This is a genomic window from Pseudomonas sp. GX19020 (genome assembly GCF_023371075.1).
Classification (GTDB): domain Bacteria; phylum Pseudomonadota; class Alphaproteobacteria; order Rhodobacterales; family Rhodobacteraceae; genus Pseudogemmobacter.
In genome coordinates this window covers 35,014-60,487 of the sequence record NZ_JAMCCR010000003.1, presented here as the reverse complement: position 1 = coordinate 60,487, position 25,474 = coordinate 35,014, and the positions used below count along the sequence as shown (strand labels likewise).

At 62.7% G+C, this 25,474-nt stretch carries 31 protein-coding genes; 17 read left to right on the top strand and 14 right to left on the bottom strand.

The window, feature by feature from the left end; genetic code table 11:
* Positions 1-68: 68 nt before the first annotated feature.
* From M3484_RS07540 to M3484_RS07480, 13 genes are all read right to left on the bottom strand, one after another.
* Positions 69-848 carry a succinate dehydrogenase iron-sulfur subunit gene (locus M3484_RS07540; RefSeq protein WP_092901101.1) on the bottom strand — a complete coding sequence of 260 codons (780 nt, stop codon included), beginning with the start codon at positions 846-848 and terminating at the stop codon, positions 69-71.
* A 143-nt stretch (positions 849-991) separates the two neighbouring features.
* Positions 992-1,288: a hypothetical protein gene (locus M3484_RS07535; RefSeq protein WP_249496400.1), complete on the bottom strand. Its 297-nt coding sequence runs from the start codon at positions 1,286-1,288 to the stop codon at positions 992-994.
* Entirely contained in the window at positions 1,288-1,605 is a 318-nt protein-coding gene (locus M3484_RS07530; RefSeq protein ID WP_249496399.1) for a hypothetical protein, read from the bottom strand. Before M3484_RS07530 ends, M3484_RS07535 begins: the two co-directional genes overlap by 1 nt.
* Complete coding sequence (locus M3484_RS07525) at positions 1,602-1,961, bottom strand: hypothetical protein (RefSeq protein ID WP_143040530.1); 360 nt, start codon at positions 1,959-1,961, stop codon at positions 1,602-1,604. Before M3484_RS07525 ends, M3484_RS07530 begins: the two co-directional genes overlap by 4 nt.
* Positions 1,942-2,409, bottom strand: a complete 468-nt coding sequence (locus M3484_RS07520; RefSeq protein ID WP_249496398.1) for a hypothetical protein — start codon at positions 2,407-2,409, stop codon at positions 1,942-1,944. The genes M3484_RS07525 and M3484_RS07520 overlap by 20 nt, the downstream gene beginning before the upstream one ends.
* Positions 2,409-4,214 carry a succinate dehydrogenase flavoprotein subunit gene (gene sdhA / locus M3484_RS07515; RefSeq protein WP_249496397.1) on the bottom strand — a complete coding sequence of 602 codons (1,806 nt, stop codon included), beginning with the start codon at positions 4,212-4,214 and terminating at the stop codon, positions 2,409-2,411. Before sdhA ends, M3484_RS07520 begins: the two co-directional genes overlap by 1 nt.
* 53 nt (positions 4,215-4,267) lie before the next feature.
* Entirely contained in the window at positions 4,268-4,639 is a 372-nt protein-coding gene (sdhD, locus tag M3484_RS07510; protein WP_092901085.1) for a succinate dehydrogenase, hydrophobic membrane anchor protein, read from the bottom strand.
* Between the two features lie 13 nt (positions 4,640-4,652).
* On the bottom strand, positions 4,653-5,042 hold the full coding sequence (gene sdhC, locus M3484_RS07505; RefSeq protein ID WP_249496396.1) for a succinate dehydrogenase, cytochrome b556 subunit: 390 nt from the start codon (positions 5,040-5,042) through the stop codon (positions 4,653-4,655).
* A 322-nt stretch (positions 5,043-5,364) separates the two neighbouring features.
* Positions 5,365-6,024, bottom strand: a complete 660-nt coding sequence (locus M3484_RS07500; RefSeq protein ID WP_249496395.1) for a TorF family putative porin — start codon at positions 6,022-6,024, stop codon at positions 5,365-5,367.
* Between the two features lie 156 nt (positions 6,025-6,180).
* Entirely contained in the window at positions 6,181-7,209 is a 1,029-nt protein-coding gene (locus M3484_RS07495) for a MaoC family dehydratase (protein ID WP_249496394.1), read from the bottom strand.
* 110 nt (positions 7,210-7,319) lie between these two features.
* Positions 7,320-7,523: a DUF1737 domain-containing protein gene (locus M3484_RS07490; protein ID WP_092902193.1), complete on the bottom strand. Its 204-nt coding sequence runs from the start codon at positions 7,521-7,523 to the stop codon at positions 7,320-7,322.
* A gap of 4 nt (positions 7,524-7,527) precedes the next feature.
* Entirely contained in the window at positions 7,528-8,076 is a 549-nt protein-coding gene (locus tag M3484_RS07485) for an NnrU family protein (protein WP_249496393.1), read from the bottom strand.
* 53 nt (positions 8,077-8,129) lie between these two features.
* Positions 8,130-9,026, bottom strand: a complete 897-nt coding sequence (locus M3484_RS07480; protein ID WP_249496392.1) for an HpcH/HpaI aldolase/citrate lyase family protein — start codon at positions 9,024-9,026, stop codon at positions 8,130-8,132.
* Between the two features lie 263 nt (positions 9,027-9,289).
* Between M3484_RS07480 and M3484_RS07475 the strand changes: the two genes are divergently transcribed.
* Entirely contained in the window at positions 9,290-9,481 is a 192-nt protein-coding gene (locus M3484_RS07475; RefSeq protein WP_198836071.1) for a CsbD family protein, read from the top strand.
* A gap of 151 nt (positions 9,482-9,632) precedes the next feature.
* On the opposite strand, the gene M3484_RS07470 is transcribed toward M3484_RS07475, so the two are convergent.
* Positions 9,633-10,337, bottom strand: coding sequence for a sulfite exporter TauE/SafE family protein (locus M3484_RS07470; protein ID WP_249496391.1), 705 nt, complete (start codon positions 10,335-10,337; stop codon positions 9,633-9,635).
* Positions 10,338-10,499: 162 nt separating this feature from the next.
* On the opposite strand from M3484_RS07470, the gene mdh reads away from it, so the two are divergent.
* The 16 genes from mdh (at position 10,500) to M3484_RS07390 (ending at position 25,399) form a co-directional block, all read left to right on the top strand.
* Positions 10,500-11,462: a malate dehydrogenase gene (mdh, locus tag M3484_RS07465; protein WP_198836073.1), complete on the top strand. Its 963-nt coding sequence runs from the start codon at positions 10,500-10,502 to the stop codon at positions 11,460-11,462.
* A 109-nt stretch (positions 11,463-11,571) separates the two neighbouring features.
* Positions 11,572-12,198 carry a trimeric intracellular cation channel family protein gene (locus tag M3484_RS07460; RefSeq protein WP_249496390.1) on the top strand — a complete coding sequence of 209 codons (627 nt, stop codon included), beginning with the start codon at positions 11,572-11,574 and terminating at the stop codon, positions 12,196-12,198.
* Positions 12,199-12,270: 72 nt separating this feature from the next.
* Complete coding sequence (locus M3484_RS07455; protein ID WP_171909590.1) at positions 12,271-12,432, top strand: hypothetical protein; 162 nt, start codon at positions 12,271-12,273, stop codon at positions 12,430-12,432.
* An 88-nt stretch (positions 12,433-12,520) separates the two neighbouring features.
* Positions 12,521-13,756, top strand: a complete 1,236-nt coding sequence (gene pepT, locus M3484_RS07450) for a peptidase T (protein ID WP_249496389.1) — start codon at positions 12,521-12,523, stop codon at positions 13,754-13,756.
* Positions 13,753-14,427 (top strand): class I SAM-dependent methyltransferase, encoded by a 675-nt coding sequence (locus tag M3484_RS07445; protein WP_249496388.1) that lies wholly within the window; start codon positions 13,753-13,755, stop codon positions 14,425-14,427. Before pepT ends, M3484_RS07445 begins: the two co-directional genes overlap by 4 nt.
* 227 nt (positions 14,428-14,654) lie before the next feature.
* Positions 14,655-15,848: a hypothetical protein gene (locus tag M3484_RS07440; protein ID WP_249496387.1), complete on the top strand. Its 1,194-nt coding sequence runs from the start codon at positions 14,655-14,657 to the stop codon at positions 15,846-15,848.
* A 230-nt stretch (positions 15,849-16,078) separates the two neighbouring features.
* Complete coding sequence (sucC, locus tag M3484_RS07435; RefSeq protein WP_092901045.1) at positions 16,079-17,272, top strand: ADP-forming succinate--CoA ligase subunit beta; 1,194 nt, start codon at positions 16,079-16,081, stop codon at positions 17,270-17,272.
* 14 nt (positions 17,273-17,286) lie between these two features.
* The gene (locus M3484_RS07430; RefSeq protein ID WP_249496386.1) at positions 17,287-17,820 is read left to right on the top strand and encodes a hypothetical protein; all 534 of its coding nucleotides are present in this window, start codon (positions 17,287-17,289) and stop codon (positions 17,818-17,820) included.
* 8 nt (positions 17,821-17,828) lie between these two features.
* Positions 17,829-18,341: a hypothetical protein gene (locus M3484_RS07425; protein WP_249496385.1), complete on the top strand. Its 513-nt coding sequence runs from the start codon at positions 17,829-17,831 to the stop codon at positions 18,339-18,341.
* Between the two features lie 53 nt (positions 18,342-18,394).
* Complete coding sequence (locus tag M3484_RS07420; protein ID WP_092901036.1) at positions 18,395-18,664, top strand: hypothetical protein; 270 nt, start codon at positions 18,395-18,397, stop codon at positions 18,662-18,664.
* Positions 18,665-18,761: 97 nt separating this feature from the next.
* Entirely contained in the window at positions 18,762-19,646 is an 885-nt protein-coding gene (gene sucD, locus M3484_RS07415; protein WP_092901033.1) for a succinate--CoA ligase subunit alpha, read from the top strand.
* A gap of 5 nt (positions 19,647-19,651) precedes the next feature.
* A complete protein-coding gene (locus M3484_RS07410) occupies positions 19,652-20,341 on the top strand; it encodes a hypothetical protein (protein WP_092901030.1) in 690 nt (229 codons plus the stop codon).
* Between the two features lie 52 nt (positions 20,342-20,393).
* Entirely contained in the window at positions 20,394-23,357 is a 2,964-nt protein-coding gene (locus M3484_RS07405; protein ID WP_249496384.1) for a 2-oxoglutarate dehydrogenase E1 component, read from the top strand.
* An 83-nt stretch (positions 23,358-23,440) separates the two neighbouring features.
* Complete coding sequence (odhB, locus tag M3484_RS07400) at positions 23,441-24,661, top strand: 2-oxoglutarate dehydrogenase complex dihydrolipoyllysine-residue succinyltransferase (protein ID WP_249496383.1); 1,221 nt, start codon at positions 23,441-23,443, stop codon at positions 24,659-24,661.
* Between the two features lie 115 nt (positions 24,662-24,776).
* Positions 24,777-24,995, top strand: a complete 219-nt coding sequence (locus M3484_RS07395; RefSeq protein WP_092901024.1) for a hypothetical protein — start codon at positions 24,777-24,779, stop codon at positions 24,993-24,995.
* Positions 24,995-25,399, top strand: coding sequence for an MAPEG family protein (locus tag M3484_RS07390; protein WP_249496382.1), 405 nt, complete (start codon positions 24,995-24,997; stop codon positions 25,397-25,399). The genes M3484_RS07395 and M3484_RS07390 overlap by 1 nt, the downstream gene beginning before the upstream one ends.
* Positions 25,400-25,474 lie beyond the last annotated feature (75 nt).

Genomic DNA, 25,474 nt, shown 5'->3' with positions numbered 1-25,474 from the left:
TGTCTCTAAATATCCCGGGGGTGAGCGCGGCACGCGCGAGGGGGCTGGCCCCCTCTGCCCGGCCAGATTCAGACGGCGCGCTCGACCATCAGGTTCTTGATTTCCGCAATCGCCTTTGCCGGATTAAGCCCCTTCGGGCAGGTCTTGGCGCAGTTCATGATGGTATGGCAGCGATAAAGCTTGAACGGATCTTCCAGCCCGTCCAGCCGCTCGCCGGTGATCTCATCGCGGGAATCGACGATCCAGCGATAGGCATGCAGCAGCGCCGCCGGGCCGAGATATTTCTCGGAATTCCACCAATAGCTCGGGCACGACGTCGAGCAGGAGGCGCACATCACGCATTCATACAGCCCATCGAGCTTTTTGCGATCCTCGATCGACTGGCGCCATTCTTTCGCCGGCGTGTTCGAACGCGTCTCCAGCCAGGGCATGATCGAGGCATGCTGCGCGTAGAAATGCGTCAGATCCGGGATCAGGTCCTTGATCACCGACATATGCGGCAGCGGGTAAATCTTTACATCCCCCCTGATCTCATCAAGCCCATAGATACAGGCCAGATGGTTGCCACCATCGATATTCATCGCGCAGGAGCCACAGATCCCTTCGCGGCACGAGCGGCGGAAGGTCAGCGTCGGATCGATCTCGTTCTTGATCTTGATCAGCGCGTCCAGAACCATCGGACCGCATTTATCCATATCAAGATAATAGGTGTCGACCCGCGGGTTCTCGCCGGTATCAGGATCCCAGCGATAGATGCGGAAGGCCCGGGTGTTCTTCGCACCGGCGGGCTTTGGCCAGGTCTTGCCGGTACGGACCTTGGAGTTCTTGGGGAGCGAAAACTGGACCATGGCTGTTCCTCAGGCTCTGGCTTTGCGCTTGGCGCCGAAATGAAATCCGCAGGGCGCCACAGGGCGCCGGGCGATGAAAGTACCGGGCAGGCCGGCGCAGTTTCTGGTTGCGGGGCCCGGCCCCGGACGCGCCTGCATCCTGCCTATCCCCGCACCAGCATATGATAGGGGCGGCCTGGCGCCTGCCCCGATTTGGACATCACACAGGTCTCATAGACCACCGCCGGATCCCGGCGCATCAGCCAGTCAGACGAGATATTGAGTTCCAGATCGCCGCGCGGTCTGGTGCCCGAGGGGCCGGAGACGATGCCGATCCCCGCCGTCCCGGTCGGCCCCTTCGCCTCGCGCGCGGATTTGAGGCACAGTTCTTCGGCGCGATGAACCGAAACCGGGCCGCAGGCGGCAAGGAAGAGCAGAACAAGCGGGGCGAGGGGACGCATCAGCGCACCTGCGGGATGTTATGGGCGGCAAAGCAGCTTTGCGCGGCGGGGCGCAGCGCGATATTCCTGACATTTTCGCGGGTGAGGCTGCCGGCCTCGACACCGGTATCGCGCGCAAGTGCCCGGATCTCGGGCATTGACGCCGCGTTGAGAATGCACTCCGTCGCCTGACCGGCCGGGCCTGCTGGCAGGTCCCGCGACACCACCGGCAACACCACGCCATGCGCGATATTGCGGGTGGTCTTATCGGCCAGCGCCTGCGGGTCGCAGGCCGCAAGCAGCAGCATGGCGGGGATCAGCGCAAAACGGAGGATCACAGCGAGGCCCCCCCGACTTTCAGCAGATCCGTCGCGCTCAGCGACTGAATCAGGCATTGGGTCGCCTCGGGGCGGCTTGCGATGGTGCGCACCACCGGCCAGGCCTGGGTCGCGCCATTGGCACCAGCCGAGGCATATTGCGCCAGCTGCATGAGCTCCCCCGTCTGCGCATTGTTGATGACGCAATCGGTATAGGGCGAGACATTGACCCCCGGCAAATAATGGTTCGCCGCCCCGTTCACCGCAGTACGCGCCAGCGAGCGGGTGGTTTCCTGCATCATGCTCTCGCCGGCGACGCAGCCGGAAAGCGCGAGCGTGGCAATCGCCAACAGGGATTTAGTTCGCGATACAGGCATAGCCAGTCCCTCCGATCATGGTTTTCCGGCAGGTCTGATCCGGCCCGACCAGAGGTGCAACCGCTTGCACGCTTCCCCTTGACGGGGCCGCAGCTGTCGGCGCCCCGACAGAAACCGGGCCTGTGTTGCCCGGGCGCGTGTTGATCGTCGGAATGGCCTTGCCGGAGGCAGCACGATCGGCGGCCGATCCGGCTTTGACCCAGGTCGTACTGCCATTCGGGCCGTCTATCCGCTTCACCTCTGTCCCGGTCACGGCCGCCTGTTTGCGGACCTCGCGGTCAATGCAGTCGCGTGTTGCCGCATCCCGCGCGGCTTTCTGGCCCTCACCCGGATAGGCGTGGCCCGCAGCAAAAATACACGATGTCGCGGGATCACTATAGCCGCCGCCGCAGGCCGCAAGGCCCATGGTCATCAGCGAAGCAAGCAATACACCACCGCGAATACGCATCAGAATTTCCGTTCTGCCGGGGCAATCTTCTTCAGACTGATCCCGCCATCGGCCTCTGCCGTCAGCGGGTCAAGATGAACCGGACGATAGGAGAGCGTAACTTTGTTGCCGTCAACATGGGCGAGGCTGTGCTTGCGCCAGTTGGCGTCATCACGCGTCGGGTGATCCTCATGCGCATGGGCACCGCGGCTTTCTGTGCGGGCATGGGCGCCATAGATCGTCGCCAGCGCATTGGGCATCAGGTTCGTCAGCTCCAGCGTCTCCATCAGGTCGCTGTTCCAGATCATCGAACGGTCAGTGACCTTGATATCCGACATCTTGCCGGCGATTTCGGTCATCGCGACCTCGCCTTCGGCAAGGGTCTTTTCGGTGCGGAAGACGGCGGCATCGCGCTGCATGGTTTTCTGCATCTCGAGACGCAGATCGGCGGTCGCGATAGCACCATTGGCGTGACGCAGCGCGTCGAACCGCGCGAGCGCCTGGTCAACACTGGCTTTGTTCGTAGGCGGCACGGCGGATTTCGGGTCGACCACCTGGCCTGCGCGGATCGCGGCGGCACGACCAAAGACCACAAGATCGATCAGCGAGTTCGAGCCAAGACGGTTCGCGCCATGCACGCTTGCACAGCCCGCCTCTCCCACAGCCATCAGACCGGGGAAGATCGCATCGGGGTTCTCGGGCGTCGGGTTCAGCACCTCACCCCAGTAATTCGTCGGGATGCCGCCCATATTGTAGTGAACGGTCGGCAGAACCGGGATCGGTTCTTTGTTCAGATCGACCCCGGCGAAGATTTTCGCCGATTCCGAAATCCCCGGCAGCCGTTCATGCAGGGTCGCGGGCGGCAGGTGGTTCAGGTGGAGGAAGATGTGATCCTTGTCGGCGCCGACACCCCGGCCTTCGCGGATCTCCATCGTCATACAGCGCGAGACATAGTCGCGCGGCGCGAGATCTTTGTAATGGGGCGCATAACGCTCCATGAACCGCTCGCCATTCGAGTTGGTCAGATAGCCGCCCTCGCCGCGCGCGCCTTCGGTGATCAGACAGCCCGAGCCATAGATGCCGGTCGGGTGGAATTGCACGAATTCCATATCCTGAAGGGCGAGGCCGGCCCGCGCCACCATGCCGCCACCGTCGCCGGTGCAGGTATGGGCCGAGGTCGCCGAGAAATAGGCACGCCCGTAGCCGCCGGTCGCCAGCACCACCATCTTGGCGTTGAAGACATGCATGGTGCCGTCATCAAGCTTCCAGCACAGCACACCGGTGCAGCGCCCGTCGGTGATGATCAGATCAAGCGCGAAATATTCGATATAGAACTCGGCCTGTTCCTTCAGCGACCGGCCATAAAGCGTGTGCAGGATCGCGTGGCCGGTGCGGTCAGCGGCGGCACAGGTGCGCTGCACGGGCGGGCCTTCGCCGAATTCGGTCGTGTGACCGCCGAAGGGACGCTGATAGATCTTGCCCTCTTCCGTGCGGGAAAACGGCACGCCGTAATGTTCCAGCTCATAAACCGCCTTGGGGGCTTCGCGCGCGAGATATTCCATCGCATCGGTATCGCCCAGCCAGTCCGAGCCCTTGACGGTGTCATACATATGCCACTGCCAGTTATCGGGGCCCATATTGGCCAAAGACGCAGCGATCCCGCCCTGGGCCGCGACGGTGTGAGACCGCGTCGGGAAGACCTTGGTCACGCAGGCGGTGTGCAGCCCCTGCTCGGCCATGCCAAGCGTTGCGCGCAGGCCCGCGCCACCGGCACCGACAACCACGACGTCATATTCATGCGTCTCGTATTGGTATGCAGCCGTCATTTCCGTCTTTCCTTACCGCATCTCTTGCAGGGCAACCCCATCCGGGCAGCCGCTTACAGCGCCAGTTTAACCAGAGCGAAAAGCCCCACCACAATCAGCGCCCAGGCGAGGCCCGTCACCGCGACCAGCGCCAGTTTCGCCTTTGCGCCATGCACATAGTCAATGATCGCCTCTTCGGCCTCGGCCTTGCAATGCAGCGTCACCACGATCAGCGTCAGCCCGGTGATGATCGCAGGCCAGGGCCGCGAGAAATAGGCCAGGACACCTTCATGCGTGCGGCCAAGGCCATAGCCGAAGGTAAACACAAACAGCGGCACCAGCACGACCAGCAACACCGAGCTGATCAGCATATTCCAGTGATGATGGGTGCCGGCCCGGGCGGATCCAAGGCCATCAGCGGCTTTGCGGTCGGTGATGAAACGCATCTCTTGTCCTCCCTCAGACCACAAGCACGGTGACGATGGTCAGGATCGTGGCCCCGATGAACATCGACCAGCCCATGATCTCATTGGCCTTCACCTCGATGAAATAGCCCAGATCCCAGATCACGTGGCGCAGGCGGCCAAGCGCGTGATACCAGATCGCCCAGGCCGCCAGCGTCATGATGATATCGCCGATCACCGAGGTCAGGAGCCAGTTGACACAGTCAAAAGCCGCAGGCGAGGTCACCGCCGCCACCAGCCAGGCCACGACCAGAATGATCGTCCCCAGGGTCGCTATGCCGGTGATCCGCACCATGATCGAGGAAATCGAGGTCATCTGCGGCCGGTAATACGGGCCGATCATGAACGGAGAAAGAGGTCGCTGGACCTGTTTCGGTGCAGACATCGCTTGTCCCTTCGTCGCTGGCTTGCCCCGCACGGGACCCGGCCGGAGGCGGGTTTCGCGATGGAGCGCGCTTCGATATGCCAATCGTCATATCGCTTTTATCACCCAAGTCACCGGGGGCAATGCTGCAAACGCGTCCTGTTCCCGCTAACCCCACAAGTTTTTCGCGAGTTTGTGATCACGATTTTGAAAACCGTGATCACATCAGTGATCACGGGGAATAACCTGGTGTTTTATTCAGATATTATGGGCAAGCATTTAAGGGGGGCCGTCGTCGGCCCCCGCCGTCTCATCCTGCCATCTCTCGCTGCCGCGCCTGGTATCAGCGGGTCAGGAGCGTCGTATTCCAGGCCAGTTCCAGCCGGAAGTAATCGTCATAGGCCTCACCGTTATAGTAGCGCAGGCCAAGGCTGACCTCATCGCTGATCGCATAGGATCCGCCGATCTCCCATTCGGCATAAGTGCCGAAACCTTCGTCATTTTTGCCCCAGGAGACGTCAAAGCCAAAGCGGTCCCCCGCCGCCAGTGCCGCCGTCAGATAGGCGCTGCCATTGCCGCTCTCCGGCTGGGTGTAAAGCTCGGTGCCGATGGAGAATGTATCCGTCAGCGCATAGTCGAGAACGAGGCCCAGCTCGCCATAATCGGCATCATCCACATCCGGGTAGATGTAGTAATAATAGTTGGCATCATAGCTCAGCCGCCCGGCCTCGCCGCGATAGCCGACATAAAGATCGACCTCGTTGTAATCTTCCCAGTTGGTGACCTCGGCCCAGATCCCCGCATAAGCGCCACTGTAATCCAGTTCGAGATAGGCGTTCAGATCGGATTTCGACGGGCCGTCATCATTCTTGGTGTAATATTGCAGCGCGGTGCCGCTGTAGAGCGACAGATCCTGCGCGGCAGCTGCAGTGGTGAAAAGACACAGACAAAAACATGCGGCCCCTGCGAGTTTCCCCGGGCCATCAATAACGCGTTCCGACATCGTCATGACTCCTTGCTTGAGCTTGCCCTCACAGCCTGGAATCGCTTGCACCTTTCATGCAAGACTTGTTTTACAACCGTACAACAAGAAACTGAACAAGTGTATAACAGGGCACAGAAGCCCGGATTTCGGGCGGCTGTGCCACAGTCAATTGCGTCAGAGCGGCACCAGCGCCCAGTAATCCAGATCGAGCAACACCTCGGGCTGGTATTTGCCGTCCTCGCCTTTCAGTGCGAAAGGAGCCGCGCCCTGTTTTACGGCGACGAGACGCAGCCGGAGCGCCCCGACCCCCGGTGCAGGAGTTTCCGCCCGATCGAGCACCTCGGACCAGGCCCTGACCGTATCGCCCGAGAAACAGGGATTCGCATGGGCGCCGGCATTCAGCGCCACGATCATCTGGGCATTGGCGAGCCCGTTGAACGAAAGCGCCCGCGCCAGGCTGATCACATGCCCGCCATAGATCAGCCGCCGCCCGTCTTCACGATTGGTCGCATCGAAATGCACTTTCGCGGTATTCTGCCAGAGACGCGTCGCGAGCATATGCTCGGCCTCTTCGACAGTGACGCCGTCGACATGGTCGATCTTCTCGCCGACCGCGTAATCTCCCCAGCGATGCGGCTCGCCCGCCAGACCAAAATCGTAGCGGCTGAAATCAAGCCCGGCCGGCACCACCAATTCCGCGGCCGGCACCACCTTGCGCAAATCCGGGACCACCGGCTCGGGCGCAGGCACATCCCGCGCCTTTTTCACCATCACCCAGCGGACATAGTCCAGGACCACCTCGCCATGCTGGTTCTGCCCGCGCGTGCGCACATAGACCACGCCGGACTTGCCGTTGGAATTTTCCTTCAGCCCGATCACCTCGGATTCGGACCTGATCGTATCGCCCGGCCAGACCGGCAACAGCCAGCGCCCCTCGGCATAGCCCAGATTGGCCACCGCATTCAGCGAGATATCGGGCACCGTCTTGCCGAAGACCGTATGAAACGCGATCAGATCATCCAGCGGGCTCGCCGCCAGCCCCGAAGCCCGCGCAAATTCATCCGAGGAATAAAGCGCGCCCCGCGCCGGATAGAGCGCATGATAAAGCGCCCGCTCGCCCCCCGACACCGTACGCGGCACCGCATGGCGGATCACCTCGCCCATACGGTAATCCTCGAAAAACCGCCCCGGATTGGTCTTCATGCCTCTTCCCCCAATGCCGCAAGAAAGGCGCTAAGGCCCTTCTTCCTGACCAAAATACTGCGGGGAAGTCTGCCCGAGGCAGACGGGGGCAGTGCCCCCTTCCCCGGTCTCTATTGCTCGCCGAGCTTCAGATCCGGCGAATATTCCCCCGGCACCTCTTTGATCACCGCCTGGCCGCAGCGCATCACCCCGTTCGAGGCGTCAAACGCATAGCTCGGCTCGCCATAAAGCTCCCACCCTTTCGCCAGCGCGGCCGAAACCTTGTGGCAAAAGGCGGAAGTGTCATCGCCGGTCAGAAAGCGGTAAAGTCTCATCAGATCACCCGAATACAGCATAGCCGAGCGCGTAATGCGCCGCGGCAATCGCGCCATAGACCACCAGAGTGCCGAGAATGGCAATCACCTCCATGCGCGCAGGGCTTTTGCCGGGGCGGGGCTCCGGCCGCTGCCATGGCCCCGTCCGGTTGATCGCCAGCATCTGCAACAGCGCCCAGATCCCGATGCCGCCAAACAGCACGAAAGACGGCGTGTCGCCATTCACGAGGATATGCGCGAAGGTCCAGATCACCACGCCCCAGAGCATCGGATGCCGGATCATCCGCCCGGCTTTCGTCTTCATCCCCGCTGCTGCGAAGAGATAGACCGAGACCAGCATCAGGAGGTTGTTGATCCCGGTCGTCATCGGGTCACGACCCCAGTAAAACTCACCCTCCGCCGCGCGGTAGCCAAAGACCATCAGCGCCGTCGCGGTCAATGAGATCAGCCCCATCCCGGCCCTGCCACCAAGCCGGTCCCGAAGGCCCGGCGCGATCCGGCCCATTAGATGGGCGAGGCTCCACAAAAGCACTCCGAGGGTAAGGATGATCATGGCGCGGGCTCCGATTCGGCTGGCAATAAAAGGGTCAGGCAGGTTTCGCCCGATCAGCCGGCAAGCGCCAGCGCCCCGATCGCCGCAGCCCTGATTGCGGCATCCTTCTCCAAAAGCGCCCGCGCGGTCACGATATGCAGGTTCTCGACGATGCGGCCATCAACCACCGCAACACCGCCACCCGCGGCCATGACCTCATCAAAGGCCGCGATCTGGCGGCGGGCAAGATCAAGCTCGGCCTCTGACGGCGCGAAAGCGGCATTGGCGATGTCGAGCTGTGCCGGATGGATCAGCGTCTTGCCATCAAAGCCCATATCACGGCCCTGCTCGCATTCCGCCCGCAGGCCTTCGTCATCCCTGAACGCATTATAGACGCCATCGACGATGGTCAGCCCATAGGCGCGCGCGGCCAGCAGGCAAAGCCCCAGCCCCGCCTGCATCGGCAGACGGTCGGGGCGGAAACGGCTCCCGAGCTCTTTTGCCAGGTCATTGGTGCCCATGACCATGCCGCGCAATTGCGGATGCGCCGCAATCGCCGCCGCGTTCAGCATACCCGCACAAGTCTCCATCATCGCCCAGAGGCTGACACCCGGTGCGACGGCAGCCACCGCATCAAGATCGGCGGGCGTGCTCACTTTTGGCACCAGCAGCGCGTCGATCTTCGCCCCGGCCGCGATTGCGCGCGCCATAGCCGCCGCATCTTCGCGCCCCCATTCAGTGTCGAACCCGTTGATCCGCACGAGTTTCAGCCGGGTGCCATAGTCGGCCTCCGCCAGCACCCGCGCCAGCAGGTCGCGCGCGGCGGGCTTTTCCTCGGGCGCGACCGCATCCTCCAGATCGAAGATGATCGCGTCACAGGCCAGATCCCGCGCCTTTTCCAGCGCCCGCTCGCGCGAGGCAGGGATATAGAGAACCGAACGGCAGGGCTGAGCCGGCTGCAAGAGGGACATGGCGGGCCTCCATGGCAATAATCTTGCGTGTCAAAGCACAAAATTGGCACATTCAGCAAGCCATGAAATGCCGCATCGCAGAAACTATTTCTGCATCTTCAGATCTCCGGCACCGGTTTCTGCCACGGCCTTCTGTTCTCATGCCCTGGCGAAAACACGCCGCAGTGACCTTGTGTGAACCTGCTCCGGGGGAACCAGAGGCAGCGTCGCGTGTTTTCCCTGCACTGAGACGCTCAGGTTACACCCAGTCAAAGGAGTTCAGTATGAGCAGCACCGGTGACAAGATCAAAGGTCTCACCAATGAAGCGGTGGGAAATGTGAAACAGGCCGTGGGCAAGGCAACCGGCAATGACCGGCTGCGGGCCGAAGGTGCCGCCCAGGAATTGAAAGGCGAAGCGCAGCAGGCGCTTGGCAAGACGAAAGACGCAGTGAAGAAGGCGGTCGACAAGGCCTGACCTGACCTTGCGGACAGGCCCTGACTGATACGGGCTCCGATACGCGCAAAAACACAGGGTCGCCGTCTGGCGGCCCTGTTTTCGTTCCGGGCATCACATTTTGCAGCTCAGAAGATCCCGCGTGCGCCGTCCCAGAGCAGTTTCAGCGAGATCAGCAGCAGCGACAGGTCACGATGCGGAAAAAGGCTTTCGCCGGCAGTATTCTGACCAGCCATACCCCGACAAAGACCGAGGCCACAGCCGGCGCCATCAGCAGCGCAGAAATCCTGAGATTGGCCGGGTTCAGCTGGCCCAGCATCCCGTAGGGAATCAGCTTCACCGCATTGATCACCGCGAATCCGATGGTCGAGGTGCCGGCAAACACCGCCTTTTCCAGCCGCAGGGGCAGGGTATAGACCTGCCAGGGCGGCGCACCGGAATGGCTGACGAAACTGGTGAAACCGGTGATCAGCCCCCAGAACAGCCCTGGCCCCGGCTTTGGATCCCGCGGCGGGCCATCGGCCGGACGCCGCAGCAGCAGATTAAGGCTGAAGACAAGTCCGATGGCCCCGATCAGCGCTGTCACCGCCGCCTCCGGCACCAGCGAGGCCGTCAGCCCGCCAACCGCGACCCCCACAATCGCACCGGGCAGCAGATAAAGCAGCACCTTGCGGTCAAAGGCATGGCGATACGCCCAGAGCCCGAACATGTCCGAGACCACATAGACCGGCAGCAGAATCCCCGCCGCCAGCACCGGCGAGATCTGCAGCGCCATCACCGGCACCGCCAGAATCCCGATTGCCGGCAACCCGCCTTTTGACAGCCCGACCAGCGCTGCGGCCGTCACCGCAAGCAGCCAGAACCCAAGTTCTTCCATCCCGAAACCCCGTTACCGCTAACCCGACCGCTACTCCCGTGGCGTGGCAGACGGAAGCGTCGATTTTTCGGCATACAATGGCATACTGCAAATCGGAGCCGCTGGACAGATGCCCATTAAGGGACTACGCCTCCCGCGACCCCATCAACGGAGACCATCCCAATGGCACGACCCAGGATTGCCCTTATCGGTGCAGGCCAGATCGGCGGCACCCTCGCCCATCTCGTCGCCACCAAGGAACTCGGCGACGTCATCCTGTTCGACATCGCTGAAGGCACCCCCCAGGGCAAAGCACTTGATCTGGCACAATGCGGCCCGGTCGCTGGCTTTGACGTGGCGCTCAAAGGCGCGAATTCCTACGAAGATATTGCCGGCGCCGATGTCTGCATCGTGACCGCGGGCGTGCCGCGCAAGCCCGGCATGTCGCGCGATGACCTGCTGGGCATCAATCTCAAAGTCATGAAATCGGTCGGCGAAGGCATCGCCAAATACGCCCCGAACGCCTTCGTGATCTGCATCACCAATCCGCTTGACGCGATGGTCTGGGCTTTGCGCGAATTCTCGGGCCTGCCGCATGAGAAAGTCGTCGGCATGGCCGGCGTGCTTGATTCGGCGCGCTTCCGCCACTTCCTCTCGCTCGAATTCAACGTCTCGATGCGCGACGTTTCGGCCTTCGTGCTGGGCGGTCATGGCGACACGATGGTACCGCTGACCCGTTACTCGACCGTCGCGGGCATCCCGCTGCCGGATCTGGTCGCCATGGGCTGGACCACCCAGGAAAAGCTCGACGCCATCGTCCAGCGCACCCGTGACGGCGGCGCCGAAATCGTTGGCCTGCTGAAAACCGGATCGGCCTTCTACGCGCCCGCCACCTCGGCGATCGAAATGGCCGAAGCCTATCTGAAAGACCAGAAGCGCGTCCTCCCGGCCGCTGCCTTCGTCAAAGGCGCCTACGGGCTTGACGGGATCTATGTCGGCGTGCCGACCGTGATCGGCGCCGGCGGCATCGAGAAAGTGGTCGAGATCAAGCTGAACGCGGATGAGCAGGCGATGCTCGATAAATCCATCGACGCGGTCAAAGGTCTCGTGACCGCCTGCAAGGGAATCGATCCCTCGCTGAACTGAGGTTCTTCACCAGTGACTCCACCCGCGCGCGTCTCCTCATCGGGGCGCGCGCTTTTCTTTATGCGGGCATCAGGCCAGGATCACCGCCAGAGCAAAGGCGGAGACAGCGATGAACTGGATGGCGGCGGATTACGCCTCGCTTCTGTGGTGGCTCGATATGACCGGCACTTATGTCTTCGGCCTGTCCGGCGGCATGCTGGCCGTGCGCCGCCAGCTTGATCTCTTCGGCGTTATCGTGCTGGCCACGGCCGCCGCCACGGCGGGCGGCGCAATCCGCGATATGGCCATCGGCGACCAGCCGGCCGCGGTGCTGCGCGACCCGTCCTATCTCGTGGTGACGCTCATCGCGGGGCTGACGGCCTTCTTCTTCCACCGCCTGATCGAGCGTGCCTCGAAACCGGTGATGCTGCTGGACGCGCTTGGCCTTGGCACCTTCACGGTGGCAGGCACCCAGAAGGCCCTGATATTCGGCCTCCCCCCCGCAAGCGCCTGCATGATCGGCGTGCTGACCGCTGTCGGAGGCGGTGTGATTCGCGACCTTTTGGTGTCTGAGATCCCCCGCGTGCTGCGCGAGGATATCTACGCGGTCGCCGCCATTATCGGCGCGGGCCTCGTGATCCTTGGCGATCATCTCGGCTGGCCGCCTTTGATCACCACCGCCCTGGCCCTGACCGCCACCTTCGCGATCCGTGTCCTTTCGGTGTGGCTCGGCCTCAGGATCCCGCGCGCGCCCTGACCAGCTGCGACCTCGCCTCTTGCCCCGCCGCCCCCTTTGCGTCATGCCACATGAAACGACAAGGAGCCCGCCATGGACTATTCCAAATCCGGCAATCCCAAAAACGCCAAAGACACCCAGCATGCCCTGGACCTGCCCCGTCGCGGCGCCCCGAAAGACAAGGCCGCCGCCGAAAAGAAGGCTGCCCTGCTTGAGCGGATGAAATCCGCCGCCGCCGCCCGCAAAAAAACCTGAAATTTCATCTGTCCCTAAATATCCCGGGGGAGGCTGCCAGAGGCAGACGGGGGCAGCGCCCCCACCCGGCCAGAACCCAGGCACCCGCATGTCCAGCCTTATCACCGAGCTTGAACACCGCCTGACCCGCTACTGTGCCATCGACAGCCAGAGCGACCCGGCCAGCCCCTCGCAGCCCTCGACCGCCATCCAGCTGAACATGGCCCGGCTTCTTCAGACCGAACTCGCAGAGATCGGCGCAACCGATATCCGCGTCACCGAATATGGCGCCGTGCTGGCGACCATCCCGGCCACGGCCCCCGGCCCGGTGATTGCCTTCCTCGCCCATATGGACACCGCCCCCCAGTTCAACGCGACCGGGGTAAAACCGCGCGTCATCCGGGGCTATAATGGCGGCGAGATCACCTTCCCCGACAATCCGGCACTGATCCTCTCGCCCGAAACCTCGGCCGGCCTCGCCACTCGCCAGGGCCATGACATCGTCACCGCCTCGGGCACCACGCTGCTGGGCGCCGATGACAAGGCCGGCATCGCCATCATCATGGCCGCTGCCCGCCGCCTGATTGCGGACAGGCCCGCCCATCCCGAAATCCGCCTCACTTTCACCCCCGATGAAGAGATCGGCCGCGGCGTCGATCCGCGCCTGCCGAAAGACATCGGCGCTGATTTCGCCTTCACCTTCGATGGCGCCAATCCCGGCGAGATCGAATATGAAAGCTTCTCGGCCGATGGCGCCGAAGTCACGATCAAAGGCGTCTCGATCCATCCCGGCTGGGCCAAAGGCAAAATGGTCAATGCGATCCACCTTGCCGCAAAACTGATCTCTTTCCTGCCGCAAGCCACAATGCAGCCCGAAGTGACCGAAGGCCGCGAGGGCTTCATCCATGCGGTCGGGATGACCGGCGGCTCCTCGGAAATGGTGATCCATTTCATCCTGCGCGATTTCGAACGCGACGGGCTGACGGCCAAAGGCGAGATGCTGACCCGCGCCTGCGAGGCCCTCGCGCTGACCGAGCCCCGCGCGGAAGTCACCTGCAGAATCAGCCCGCAATACCGCAATATGCGCTACTGGCTCGAGACCGACATGACGCCTGTCGATCTCGCCCGCGCCGCCGCCCGCGATATCGGCCTTGATCCGGTCTCGGTCCCGATCCGGGGCGGCACCGATGGCTCAAGGCTGACCGAGCTTGGCCTGCCCTGCCCCAACCTCTTCACCGGAATGCAGGAAATCCACGGGCCGCGCGAATGGGTCAGCCTCCAGGACATGGCGCAGGCCGTCGCCCTGATGCAGGGCATCGCCACCCGCGCGGCCACAGGCACATGACCCTTGCCTCGCCCTATCTTAAGCCCGGTTTCTACGAGGATGCGCTGACGCGCGGCAAACACCGCGACATCGTCGGCGGCCGCTGGGAAGAAACCGCGCTGCATCAGATGCAGGTGATCCTTGATGAGGGGCTCACGCGGCAGGACCGTTTCCTCGATATCGGCTGCGGTTGCCTGCGGCTTGGTCATATGCTGGTGCCCTGGCTCGACCCCGGCCATTACTGGGGCACTGATGCCTCCCGCGCGCTGATGTTGCGCGGCCATACGGACGAGCTGACGCCCGAAGCCCGATCACGCCTGCCCGAAGAACACCTGATTGAGGACAGCGCCTTCTGCTTCCCGGGCCTGCCGGAAACCATCACCTTCGCGCTGTGCTGGGGCGTCTTTACCCATTTGCCCGCCGCCCCCCTGCTGCCTGCGCTGAAATCCCTGCGGCATAGCTTCCCCGCGCTGCGCAAGCTTATGCTGACCGTCTTCCTCGCACCCGATGATCATGCCGGCCCCTTCCGCCAGCGCGACGGCGTGGTAACCCATCCAAACCGCCCGCCCTGGCATCGCAGCAGCGCCGATATCGCAGCAGATGCTGAGGCGGCTGGTTTTTCGATCCGCTGGCGGGAAGACCTGTTGCCCCGCGGCCAGGCCCTCGCAGTGCTCGAACCCCGCCGCTCCTGACATCTGAGGAAGCCTCCGGCGGGGATATTTAAAGACAGATGAAATCGGCATGCGCGCTTCGCCTTTTCATCTGTCCTCAAATATCCCCGGGGTGAGCGGCATAGCCGCGAGGGGCCGGGCCCCCTCTCTTTACAACGTTGGGAATTCCGCACCCCGGGTGGCCTGCAGCACCTCTTGACCGCCCCCTCCCCCCTCCGCATCCTTTCCCCGCCATACCGGAGGGTCCCATGCGTCGTTTTCTTTGTGCCACCCTGCTTTCGCTGATGCCCGGCCTCGCCTTTGCCGGGCCACTCGATCTGTCGCATGAGATCCGCGACAAGGGGATCCAGGCCACGCAGTCCCGGCTTGCGGCGCTGAACGCGCCGACCGGGGAAGAGGCTTTTGCTCTGGCCGGGTTGCGCTTCCTCGGCGCGGTCGAACAGGCGCTGCAACTCCGGTGGCAGGTGGGGCTCGAGGCGGACTGGTCGGAGCTTCCGATCCTGCGCCTGCCGATCCCGCCCAATCCGGAGGCGCGCGAGATGCAGGGCCAGGACATCACCACCCTGATCGCCGGTGTCACCACGGGAATGGACGAGGCCCGTGCTGCCCTTGGCCAGGTCGGAAACCGCGATTTCGGGCTCGAGATCGATCTTGCCGATCTCTGGTTCGACATCAACGCGAATGGGCAGCGCGATCCCGGCGAAGCCATTGCGGATGTCGCGGTCGAGGCGCTTGGCCTGTGGGGCATGGCGCCCGAACCCGGCCAGATCGTCATCCGTTTCGACGGCTCCGATGCCGCCTGGCTCACGGCCTATACGCATCTGATTTCCGGGACGGCCACGGTCTTCCAGGCCTATGATCCCGGCCCGGCGACCGACCGCATCCTGCAATCGACCCGCGACATGCATGCGCTTTGGGGAGAGACCCCGCCGCCCAACGCCTGGGATATGATGTTTGGCAAGCAGGTCGACCGGGTCACGATCATCCTCCAGGCCCTGGCGCAGGAGCCGGATGCCGCCCTTGCCGCCAAAGCCCATGGCCATTTCCTCGCGATGATCGAGGAGAACCGCCGCTTCTGGTCGCTGGTCGAGGCTGAGACCGATAATGACCGCGAATGGATCCCGAATGAAAAGCAGGTCTCTGCGCTTGGGCTCCAGTTGCCGCCGGGCACCGGCGCACAATGGCAGGCGGTGCTGGCGGATGCCGAAAAGCTCCTGAAAGGCGAAATCCTGATGCCGCATTGGCGCTATGGGGCCGAGGCCGGGATCAGCCTGAAAAAGCTGTTCGAGGCGCCGCCGAAAGTGGATCTGATCGGGATGATCCAGGGCGAAGCTTTGCTGCCCTATGCTGAGAAAGGCGTGGTGATGTCGGGCCAGGCCTGGTCGGATTTTGAGCGGCTGATGCAGGGCGATGCCGTGCTTTTCGCGGTACTGTTCAACTGATGCCGCTAACACGAATCACGCGGCCTCCTGCTCTGTCACGCCCTTGATTCCTGCCAGTTGCAACAAATGTGATCACGGCTTAAAATCTGTGATCACAGCCAGAAAATTCGTGATCACAAAGCGCGGATTTTCGCCTTATATCCCGGATGCGGGGCGGATAGGATTGGCCAGGCCGGATGATCCGTGCCAGAACTGCGCCAGATCATCACCGAATACGGGAATACGGCCCCATGAACATCCACGAATATCAGGCCAAGGCACTTCTCCGGTCCTATGGCATCCCGGTTTCCGATGGGCGTGTCGTCCTGAAAGCGGAAGACGCCAAGACCGCCGCAGGCGAGCTGGACGGGCCGCTCTGGGTCGTGAAATCGCAGATCCATGCCGGCGGGCGCGGCAAGGGCAAATTCGTGGAGCCGGAAGCCGGCGACAAGGGCGGTGTGCGCCTGGCGAAATCGGTGGAAGAAGCCGCTGAATTCGCGCGTCAGATGCTGGGCCGCACGCTGGTCACGATCCAGACCGGCCCGGCCGGCAAACAGGTCAACCGCATCTATATCGAAGACGGTTCCGACATCGAGCGCGAGCTGTATCTTGCGCTGCTGATCGACCGCCAGACCTCGCGCATTTCGATCGTGGCCTCGACCGAAGGCGGCATGGATATCGAAGAGGTCGCCCATTCGACCCCGGAAAAAATTCACACCATCACCGTCGATCCGGCCACCGGGCTGCAGGATTTCCACGGCCGCCGCGTCGCCTTCGCGCTTGGCCTGAAGGGCGCCCAGGTCAAGCAGGCCGTCGGCATCGTGAAGAACCTCTATAAGCTCTTCATCGACAAAGACATGGATATGCTCGAGATCAACCCGCTGGTCGTGATGACCGACGGCAATCTCAAGCTGCTTGATGCCAAGATGGGCTTTGACGGCAATGCGATCTACCGCCATGCCGATATCGCCGCGCTGCGCGACGAATCCGAGGAAGATCCGAAAGAGCTTGAGGCGTCGAAATTCGACCTGAACTATATCGCGCTGGATGGCGAAATCGGCTGCATGGTGAATGGCGCAGGCCTTGCCATGGCGACGATGGACATCATCAAGCTTTACGGCGCGGAACCGGCGAACTTCCTCGATGTCGGCGGCGGCGCCACCAAAGAGAAAGTGACCGAGGCCTTCAAGATCATCACCTCGGATCCGAACGTCAAAGGCATCCTTGTGAATATCTTCGGTGGTATCATGCGCTGCGACATCATCGCCGAGGGCGTGATCGCGGCTGTGAAGGAAGTCGGGCTGAAAGTTCCGCTGGTAGTGCGTCTTGAAGGCACCAATGTCGATCTCGGCAAGAAGATCATCAATGACAGCGGTCTCAATGTGATCGCCGCCGATGATCTGTCGGATGCCGCAGAAAAGATCGTCAAGGCCGTCAAAGGCTGATCCCGATGCGCGTGATGGCCCGTAACCTTGCCCTTTGCGCCGCTGCCTGCGCCGGCGCCCCGGCTTTCGCCGGGGCCACGCTGGACGCATCGCTGGGCAAAATGGGCTCGGGCCATCCGGGCGGGGAACGCGATGCGGCCTATGCCGCCTGTATCCTCTATGGTCGCGACCAGACCAGGCTGATCGCCGGTTTCGACAAGGCGGGCTGGGAACGGCAGGACCATGAGGATGAGGGCAGCTGGTCTTACAACCCTCCGGGCCAGGCTGAGACACTCTGGGTGATGCTTTATGCGGATCACCCCTCTTGCAGCGTCGTGGATCTGACGACCGGCACCGGGGTCGCCGGCGCGCTTGTCGGGGAAATGCTTGCGGCTGATGCGTTCACCGTCACGCCCGGCGCGCCCGGAGCAGAGGGCGAATGCGGCAAGGACAGCGTGACTTCCGCCCTGCCCGGATCCCCTCTGACGCTTCAGGTGATCTCCGGCGAGGATTATTCCGACTGCAACTCGGACAGCGCGTCTGTCGTCATAATCGACCTGGAGGAATGAGCCCCGCCATGATCCGCTGTCTCCTCGCTTTCACACTGCTTCTCGCCCCGGTGGCCCGGCCTGCACTGGCCGAAAACACGACGCCCGCTGCGGCGCTCGCGACCTCTCAGGGCGAGGATCTTTTGCAGGCCGCCTATGCCACCTGCCTCTCGCTTGGCGGCGCCGGCAATCAGGCGACCGAGGCATTCCGGGCTGCGGGCTGGGATGTCGCAACCGATGACGAGGCCGGTTTCTCTGAAATCGCCGGGCCCGAAGAAATCTATGCCCTGACCTGGAGCGATGGCGGCTATTGCCTCGTGCAATCCGAAACCATCGGTTCTGACCGGGCGGCGGCGCTTTTGTCAGCGGTGATCGCAGCGGCGGGGCAGACGGCGGTGGAAGAAACAGGCGAAGACGGCTGTCTCTCGTTCGACCTGCAGGAGGATGGCCTGCGGGCCGAGGTCACCTCTTCGGGCAATGACCCCGTCTGTACGCCTGCGGATACCAGTGGCGTGAGTTTCATGTGGGCCCAGACCGAATAGCGGCCCTGCGGGTAAGGACCCGCAGAATGCGTTTACAGTAAGGAAGCAATCAGATGCGCATCAGACTGACCGTGCCTGCTCTCGTTCTTCTGTCCGCCCTTGCGGCGTGCAGCGGCGGTTACGCGACGCCGGAGAACGACCCCATCACCGTCTGCCAGGAGCAGGCCGAGATGGCAAAGGCTGGCCGTGTCGACGGGCGCGAGATCATCATCACCTGCCCGACCCGCGACAGCCGCACGGCCACAGGCAACAGCTATGATGCGAAATACCAAATGTATCAGGCGGGCAATGCCGCCATGATCGCGGTCGGCACCGCAAAGTAATCCCGGCCTCAGGCGGGTCGGGAAAAGGCGAAGAACATGCGTCATCCTGGCCCGTCCAGGCCGACATCTGCAAAAAGTTACCTTCAAGGAGGCCCGGATGGCCGTTCTGATCAACAATACCACCAAGGTCATCTGCCAGGGCATCACCGGCTCGCAGGGCACCTTCCACACCGAGCAGGCGATTGCCTATGGCACGAAAATGGTTGGCGGTGTGACCCCGGGCAAAGGTGGATCAAGCCATCTCGGCCTGCCGGTTTTCGACTCGGTGCATGATGCGGTCGAAAAGACCGGCGCCGATGCAACCGTGATCTATGTGCCGCCGCCCTTCGCAGCAGATTCGATCCTCGAGGCCATCGATGCCGAGATCCCGCTGATCGTCGCGATCACCGAGGGCATCCCGGTTCTCGACATGATGAAGGTCAAGCGCGCGCTGATTAATTCAAAATCGCGCCTGATCGGGCCGAACTGCCCCGGCGTCATGACGCCGTCGCAATGCAAAATCGGCATCATGCCCGGGAATATCTTCTCGGTCGGCTCGGTCGGTGTTGTTTCGCGTTCGGGCACGCTTACCTATGAAGCGGTGAAGCAGACCACCGATGTCGGCCTCGGCCAGTCTTCGGCTGTCGGCATCGGCGGCGACCCGATCAAGGGCACCGAGCATATTGACGTTTTGGAAATGTTCCTCGCGGATCCTGAGACCCATTCGATCATCATGATCGGCGAAATCGGCGGCTCTGCCGAGGAAGAGGCTGCGCAATTCCTGGCAGACGAGAAGAAAAAAGGCCGCTGGAAGCCGACCGCCGGCTTCATCGCGGGGCGCACCGCCCCTCCGGGCCGCCGCATGGGCCATGCCGGTGCCATCGTGGCAGGCGGCAAGGGCGATGCGGAATCGAAAATCGAAGCCATGCTGAGCGCAGGCATCGTGGTGGCAGACAGCCCCGCAACGCTGGGCGAAGCCGTGCTGAAAGCGATCAAGGGCTGAGTGACGTGGCCATCTGGCGACAGACCTTCCTGACACTGCCCGGGGTGGCGCTTTTCAGCGCCGCCCTTACGGCGTCTGATATCAGTGCCGCAGAAATTGCCTTTGGGGATATCGCACCTCTGGGCAAACCTTGCGTCATGATCAGCGACAGCGCCGAGGCCTATGCTGCCGCGCTGCGTCGGGAAGGCTGGTCAGATGCCGATGGGGACAATCGCGCCCGCGCGCAGCGGCAGATTATCGAAAAGATGCGCGTCTCGGCCTTCCTGAACGGTGCGTCCATGACCACGGATGCCTATGAAAAACTGTTCGGCGAGAACAGCGATCTGACGGGATTGGCCTTTCAGGGCGATCGCTTCCCTCCCTACTTCGAGGATGCTGTTTTTCTCATGCGCGGCGATGACGCCGCCGCGGTTTTCGTGACCGAAACGGCCGATACGGTTGCCGCCTCGTGCTTATTCGCGGGAACCGCAATTCAGGACATCTCAGACAGGCTTTCCCAGGCCGATGCGGGGCCAGGCCCGGCGCCCGCCTGGTCGGCTTTCATTCATGCTGTCGATGTTTTCATGCTCGATGAGAAAACCCCGGTTTTCTTTGACTGGAATGAACTGCCGCGCCCCGAGGGCGCAACCGCGACAGCGAAGGGCAATCTGACGCTGCTCGTATTCACCAGCTTTCCAAAACCCGCCGGGGCGTAGCTGTCATGCCCCGTTGTCACCCCTTGTTGTCCCTGGGATCGAGGATCCTGCCATGACCGACCAGTCTCCGACCGCTGCCTTCAACGCCTCGTCCTTCCTCGACGGGGCCAATGCCGATTATGTCGACCAGCTTCAGGCGCGTTATGCGGCTGACCCGAATTCGGTCGATGCCGCCTGGGCGGAATTCTTCCGCGCGCTTGGTGACAGCGAGGCCGATGCGAGAAAGGCCGCCGCCGGCCCGTCCTGGGCGCGCGCCGACTGGCCGCCGCAGCCGGTGGACGATCTGACCGCCGCGCTGACCGGCGAATGGCCGGCGCCTCAGGCGAAAGACGCGAAAGCAGCGGGATCAAAAATCGCGGCCAAAGCACAGGATCAGGGCGTCAATCTGACCGAGGCCCAGCTGCAACGCGCCGTGATCGACTCGATCCGCGCGCTGATGATCATCCGCGCCTACCGGATCCGCGGCCACCTCGCCGCCGATCTCGACCCGCTGAACATGCGCGATGAGAGCAACCATCCCGAGCTTGACCCGGCCTCTTACGGGTTCTCCGAGGCCGATCTCGACCGCCCGATCTTCCTCGATAACGTGCTCGGGCTGACCCATGCCTCGATGCGCCAGATCACCGACATCCTGAAACGCACCTATTGTGGCACTTTCGCGCTGCAATACATGCATATCTCGAACCCAGAGGAATCGGCCTGGCTGAAAGAGCGGATCGAGGGTTACGGCAAAGAAATCGCCTTCACCCGCGAGGGCCGCCGCGCCATCCTCAATAAGCTGGTCGAGGCCGAGGGCTACGAGAAATTCCTCCATGTGAAATATATGGGTACCAAGCGCTTCGGCCTTGATGGCGGCGAGGCGCTGATCCCCGCGATGGAGCAGATCATCAAGCGCGGTGGTCAGCTGGGTGTGAAAGACATCGTCATCGGCATGCCGCATCGGGGACGTCTGAACATTCTCGCCAATGTGCTGGCGAAGCCCTACCGCGCCATCTTCAACGAATTCCAGGGCGGCAGCTTCAAGCCAGAAGATGTCGACGGCTCGGGCGATGTGAAATATCACCTCGGCGCGTCTTCGGACCGGACGTTTGACGGCAACACCGTCCACCTCTCGCTGACCGCGAACCCCTCGCATCTGGAGGCCGTGAACCCGGTTGTCCTCGGCAAGGTCCGCGCCAAGCAAGACCAGCTGAATGATGTGGCCGAGCGGGTGGCCGTGCTGCCGATTCTGCTGCATGGCGACGCGGCTTTCGCGGGCCAGGGCGTGGTGGCGGAATGTCTGCAGCTTTCCGGCATTCGCGGTCACCGCACCGGCGGCTGTATCCATATCATTGTGAACAACCAGATCGGGTTTACCACGGCGCCGCATTTCTCGCGCACCTCGCCCTATCCGACCGATATCGCGCTGATGGTCGAGGCGCCGATCTTCCACGTCAACGGTGACGATCCCGAGGCCGTGGTCCATGCCGCCCGCATCGCGACCGAATTCCGCCAGAAGTTCCACAAGGACGTGGTTCTGGACATCTTCTGCTATCGCCGCTTTGGTCACAACGAAGGCGACGAGCCGATGTTCACCAACCCGGCGATGTATAAAAACATCCGCAAACAGAAGACCACCTTGCAGCTTTATACCGAGCGGCTGGTCAAAGACGGCCTCATCCCCGAGGGTGAGATCGAGGATATGAAAGCCGCCTTCCAGGCCCATCTGAATGAAGAGTTCGAGGCCGGTAAGGAATATAAGCCCAACAAGGCCGACTGGCTGGACGGGCGCTGGAAATCCATGAGCCGGCCAGGCGCCGACAATTACCAGCGCGGCGAGACCTGGATCAAACCGGAAACCTTCCAGGAGATCGGCACAGCGCTGACCCGCCTGCCCGAGGGCTTTGACGCCCATAAGACGATCACGCGCCTGTTCGAGGCCAAGAAGAAGATGTTCGAGACCGGCGAGGGCTTTGACTGGGCCACCGCCGAGGCGCTTGCCTTTGGCTCGCTCCAGGTCGAGGGCTTCCCGGTCCGGCTTTCGGGCCAGGATTGTACCCGCGGCACCTTCTCGCAGCGCCATTCCGGCATCGTCGATCAGACGACCGAAGAGCGCCACTATCCGCTGAACCATATTCGCGCTGGCCAGGCCCGCTATGAGGTCATCGACTCGATGCTCTCGGAATATGCGGTCCTGGGTTTTGAATATGGGTACTCGCTGTCAGAGCCGAACGCCCTGACGCTCTGGGAGGCGCAATTCGGCGATTTCGCCAATGGCGCGCAGATCATGTTCGACCAGTTCGTAAATTCGGGCGAATCGAAATGGCTGCGGATGTCGGGCCTTGTGGTGCTCTTGCCGCATGGGTTCGAGGGCCAGGGGCCGGAACACTCCTCCGCGCGTCTGGAACGCTTCCTCCAGCTTTCGGCCGAGGAAAACTGGATCGTCGCGAACTGCACCACGCCCGCGAACTATTTCCACATCCTGCGCCGCCAGCTGCATCGCGATTTCAGAAAGCCGCTGATCCTGATGACGCCGAAATCGCTGCTGCGTCACCCGATGGCGATCTCGAAGGCCGAAGATTTCACCGATGGCTCGACCTTCCACCGCGTCCTCTGGGATGACGCGCAGAAGGGCAATTCGGAAACGAAACTGCAGGCCGATGACAAGATCCGCCGCGTGGTGATCTCGTCGGGCAAGGTCTATTATGACCTGCTCGCGGAACGCGATGCGCGCGGTCTTGATGACGTCTATCTGCTGCGCCTGGAACAGATCTACCCGGTCCCGACCGTGGCCCTGCAGATCGAACTGGCACGTTTCGCCAATGCCGATTTCGTCTGGTGCCAGGAAGAGCCGAAGAACCAGGGCGCCTGGTCCTTTATCGAGCCGGAGCTGGAGCAGCTGCTGACCCGCGTGCGCGGCACCACGACCCGCGTGTCCTATGCGGGCCGCGTGGCCTCGGCCTCGCCCGCGACCGGTCTGGCCTCCCGCCACAAAGCCGAACAGACCGCTCTGGTCGCCGCCGCGCTTGCTGAATGAGTTTCCCCCCGCGCGGGCCGCGCGCGGGGAAATCGAAATCTGACTGATGCCCGCCAGACCCCGGGGGCTAAGGAGTTGAGAAGATGACTGACGTAATGGTCCCCGCACTCGGCGAATCCGTGTCCGAGGCAACCGTTTCCACCTGGTTCAAAAAGGTCGGTGACACGGTGGCCCAGGACGAGATGCTTTGCGAACTCGAAACCGACAAGGTTTCGGTCGAGGTGCCCTCGCCCGTCGCCGGCGTTCTGGTCGAGATCATCGCCCAGGAAGGTGAAACCGTCGCCGCCAATGCCCGCCTCGCCATCGTAAGCGAAGGCGCAGCCGGTGCCGCCCCCGCAGCACCTGCCGCCAAAGCCGAAGCCCCGAAAACCGCAGCTGCCGCAGTTGCGGGCAAGGATGTCGAAGATGCGCCCTCGGCCAAGAAAGCCATGGCCGAAGCCGGGCTCACCCGCGACCAGGTCCAGGCCTCCGGCAAGGATGGCCGCGTGATGAAAGAAGACGTGGCACGTGCCGTGGCCGGTGCCCCGGGGGCTGCGGCTGCCGCTGTCGCGCCAGCCCCGGCCCCCGCCGCGATCCCGCGCGCGCCTGTGCCCGCCGATGACGCCGCCCGTGAAGAGCGCGTCAAGATGACCCGCCTGCGCCAGACCATCGCGCGCCGCCTGAAAGACGCGCAGAACACCGCCGCCATGCTGACCACCTATAATGAGGTGGATATGTCGGGGATCATGCAGCTGCGGAACGAATACAAGGACCAGTTCGAGAAGAAACACGGCGTCAAGCTCGGCTTCATGTCCTTCTTCGTCAAGGCCTGCACCCATGCGCTGAAAGAAGTGCCCGAGGTCAATGCCGAGATCGACGGCACCGATGTCGTCTATAAAAACTATGTCCATATGGGCGTGGCGGTCGGGACGCCGACGGGTCTTGTCGTGCCGGTGGTGCGTGACGCCGATCAGATGGGCTTTGCCGCGATCGAGAAAAAGATCGCCGAGCTTGGCCTGCGGGCCCGCGACGGCAAGCTGACCATGGCAGAGATGCAGGGCGGCTCTTTCACCATCTCGAATGGCGGCGTCTATGGCTCGCTGATGTCCTCGCCGATCCTGAACCCGCCGCAATCCGGGATCCTCGGTATGCATAAGATCCAGGACCGCCCGGTCGTGGTCGGCGGCCAGATCGTGATCCGCCCGATGATGTATCTGGCGCTGAGCTATGATCACCGCATCGTCGACGGCAAAGGCGCCGTGACCTTCCTCGTCCGCGTCAAAGAGGCGCTGGAGGACCCGCGCCGTCTGCTGATGGATCTCTGATCCGGGCCAGGCTCCGCATAATCCTCTTGCGGCGGGCGGAACCGATCCCGGCTCTGCCCGCTATACCTGAGCACGTCCGGCACAACGCCGTCATTTTCGGGAATGGAGATCAAGAATGGAACAAGTCCTCGTCCGCACCGGCCTTGCGAGCTTTTCCGGGCATGACCCTGCCTTCGGTGATACCGGGCTGACCCAGTTGCAGATCTGGGCAGGCAATGATGGCAGCCGCCTTTTCCTGTTTTCGGTCAATGATCCCACCGCCGCCCGGGAATGGCTCAAGGCGCAACAGGCGCTTGGCCATGTCACCTCGGCAGAATTCATCAGGACAGCATGATGGCACCCGAACTCAGCGCCCTGACATGTGCCGTGCTGCTGCAGGTTGTGGCCATCGGTATTGCCGGGGCGCAGATGAACCGCGAACTCGGGCCGCGCTACAATGCCGGCCCGCGCGATCAGCCGGTGGACATGTCGCCGCTGCTGGGACGGTTGCGCCGCGCGGTCACAAACGGGTTCGAAGGGCTGGCGATGTTCGCGCCTGTGGTGCTCATCCTGGTGCTGGCGGGCAAGACCTCGCCGCTGACCGCCACCGCCGCCTGGATCTATATCGCCGCCCGCATCCTCTATATCCCGGCTTATGGGCTTGGCCTTGCGCCCTGGCGCTCGCTCATCTGGCTGGCCGGCCTGATTGCCACGCTTACGCTTGCCGGGGTCGCCCTGTTCGGCCCCGCCCCTTTGTGAAAGCGCATCCATGCAGGAAGTCGCCTCCCCGCCGTTCCTTTTTTTCTTCGGAAGCTCTGACCCGGTCTCGCTGAT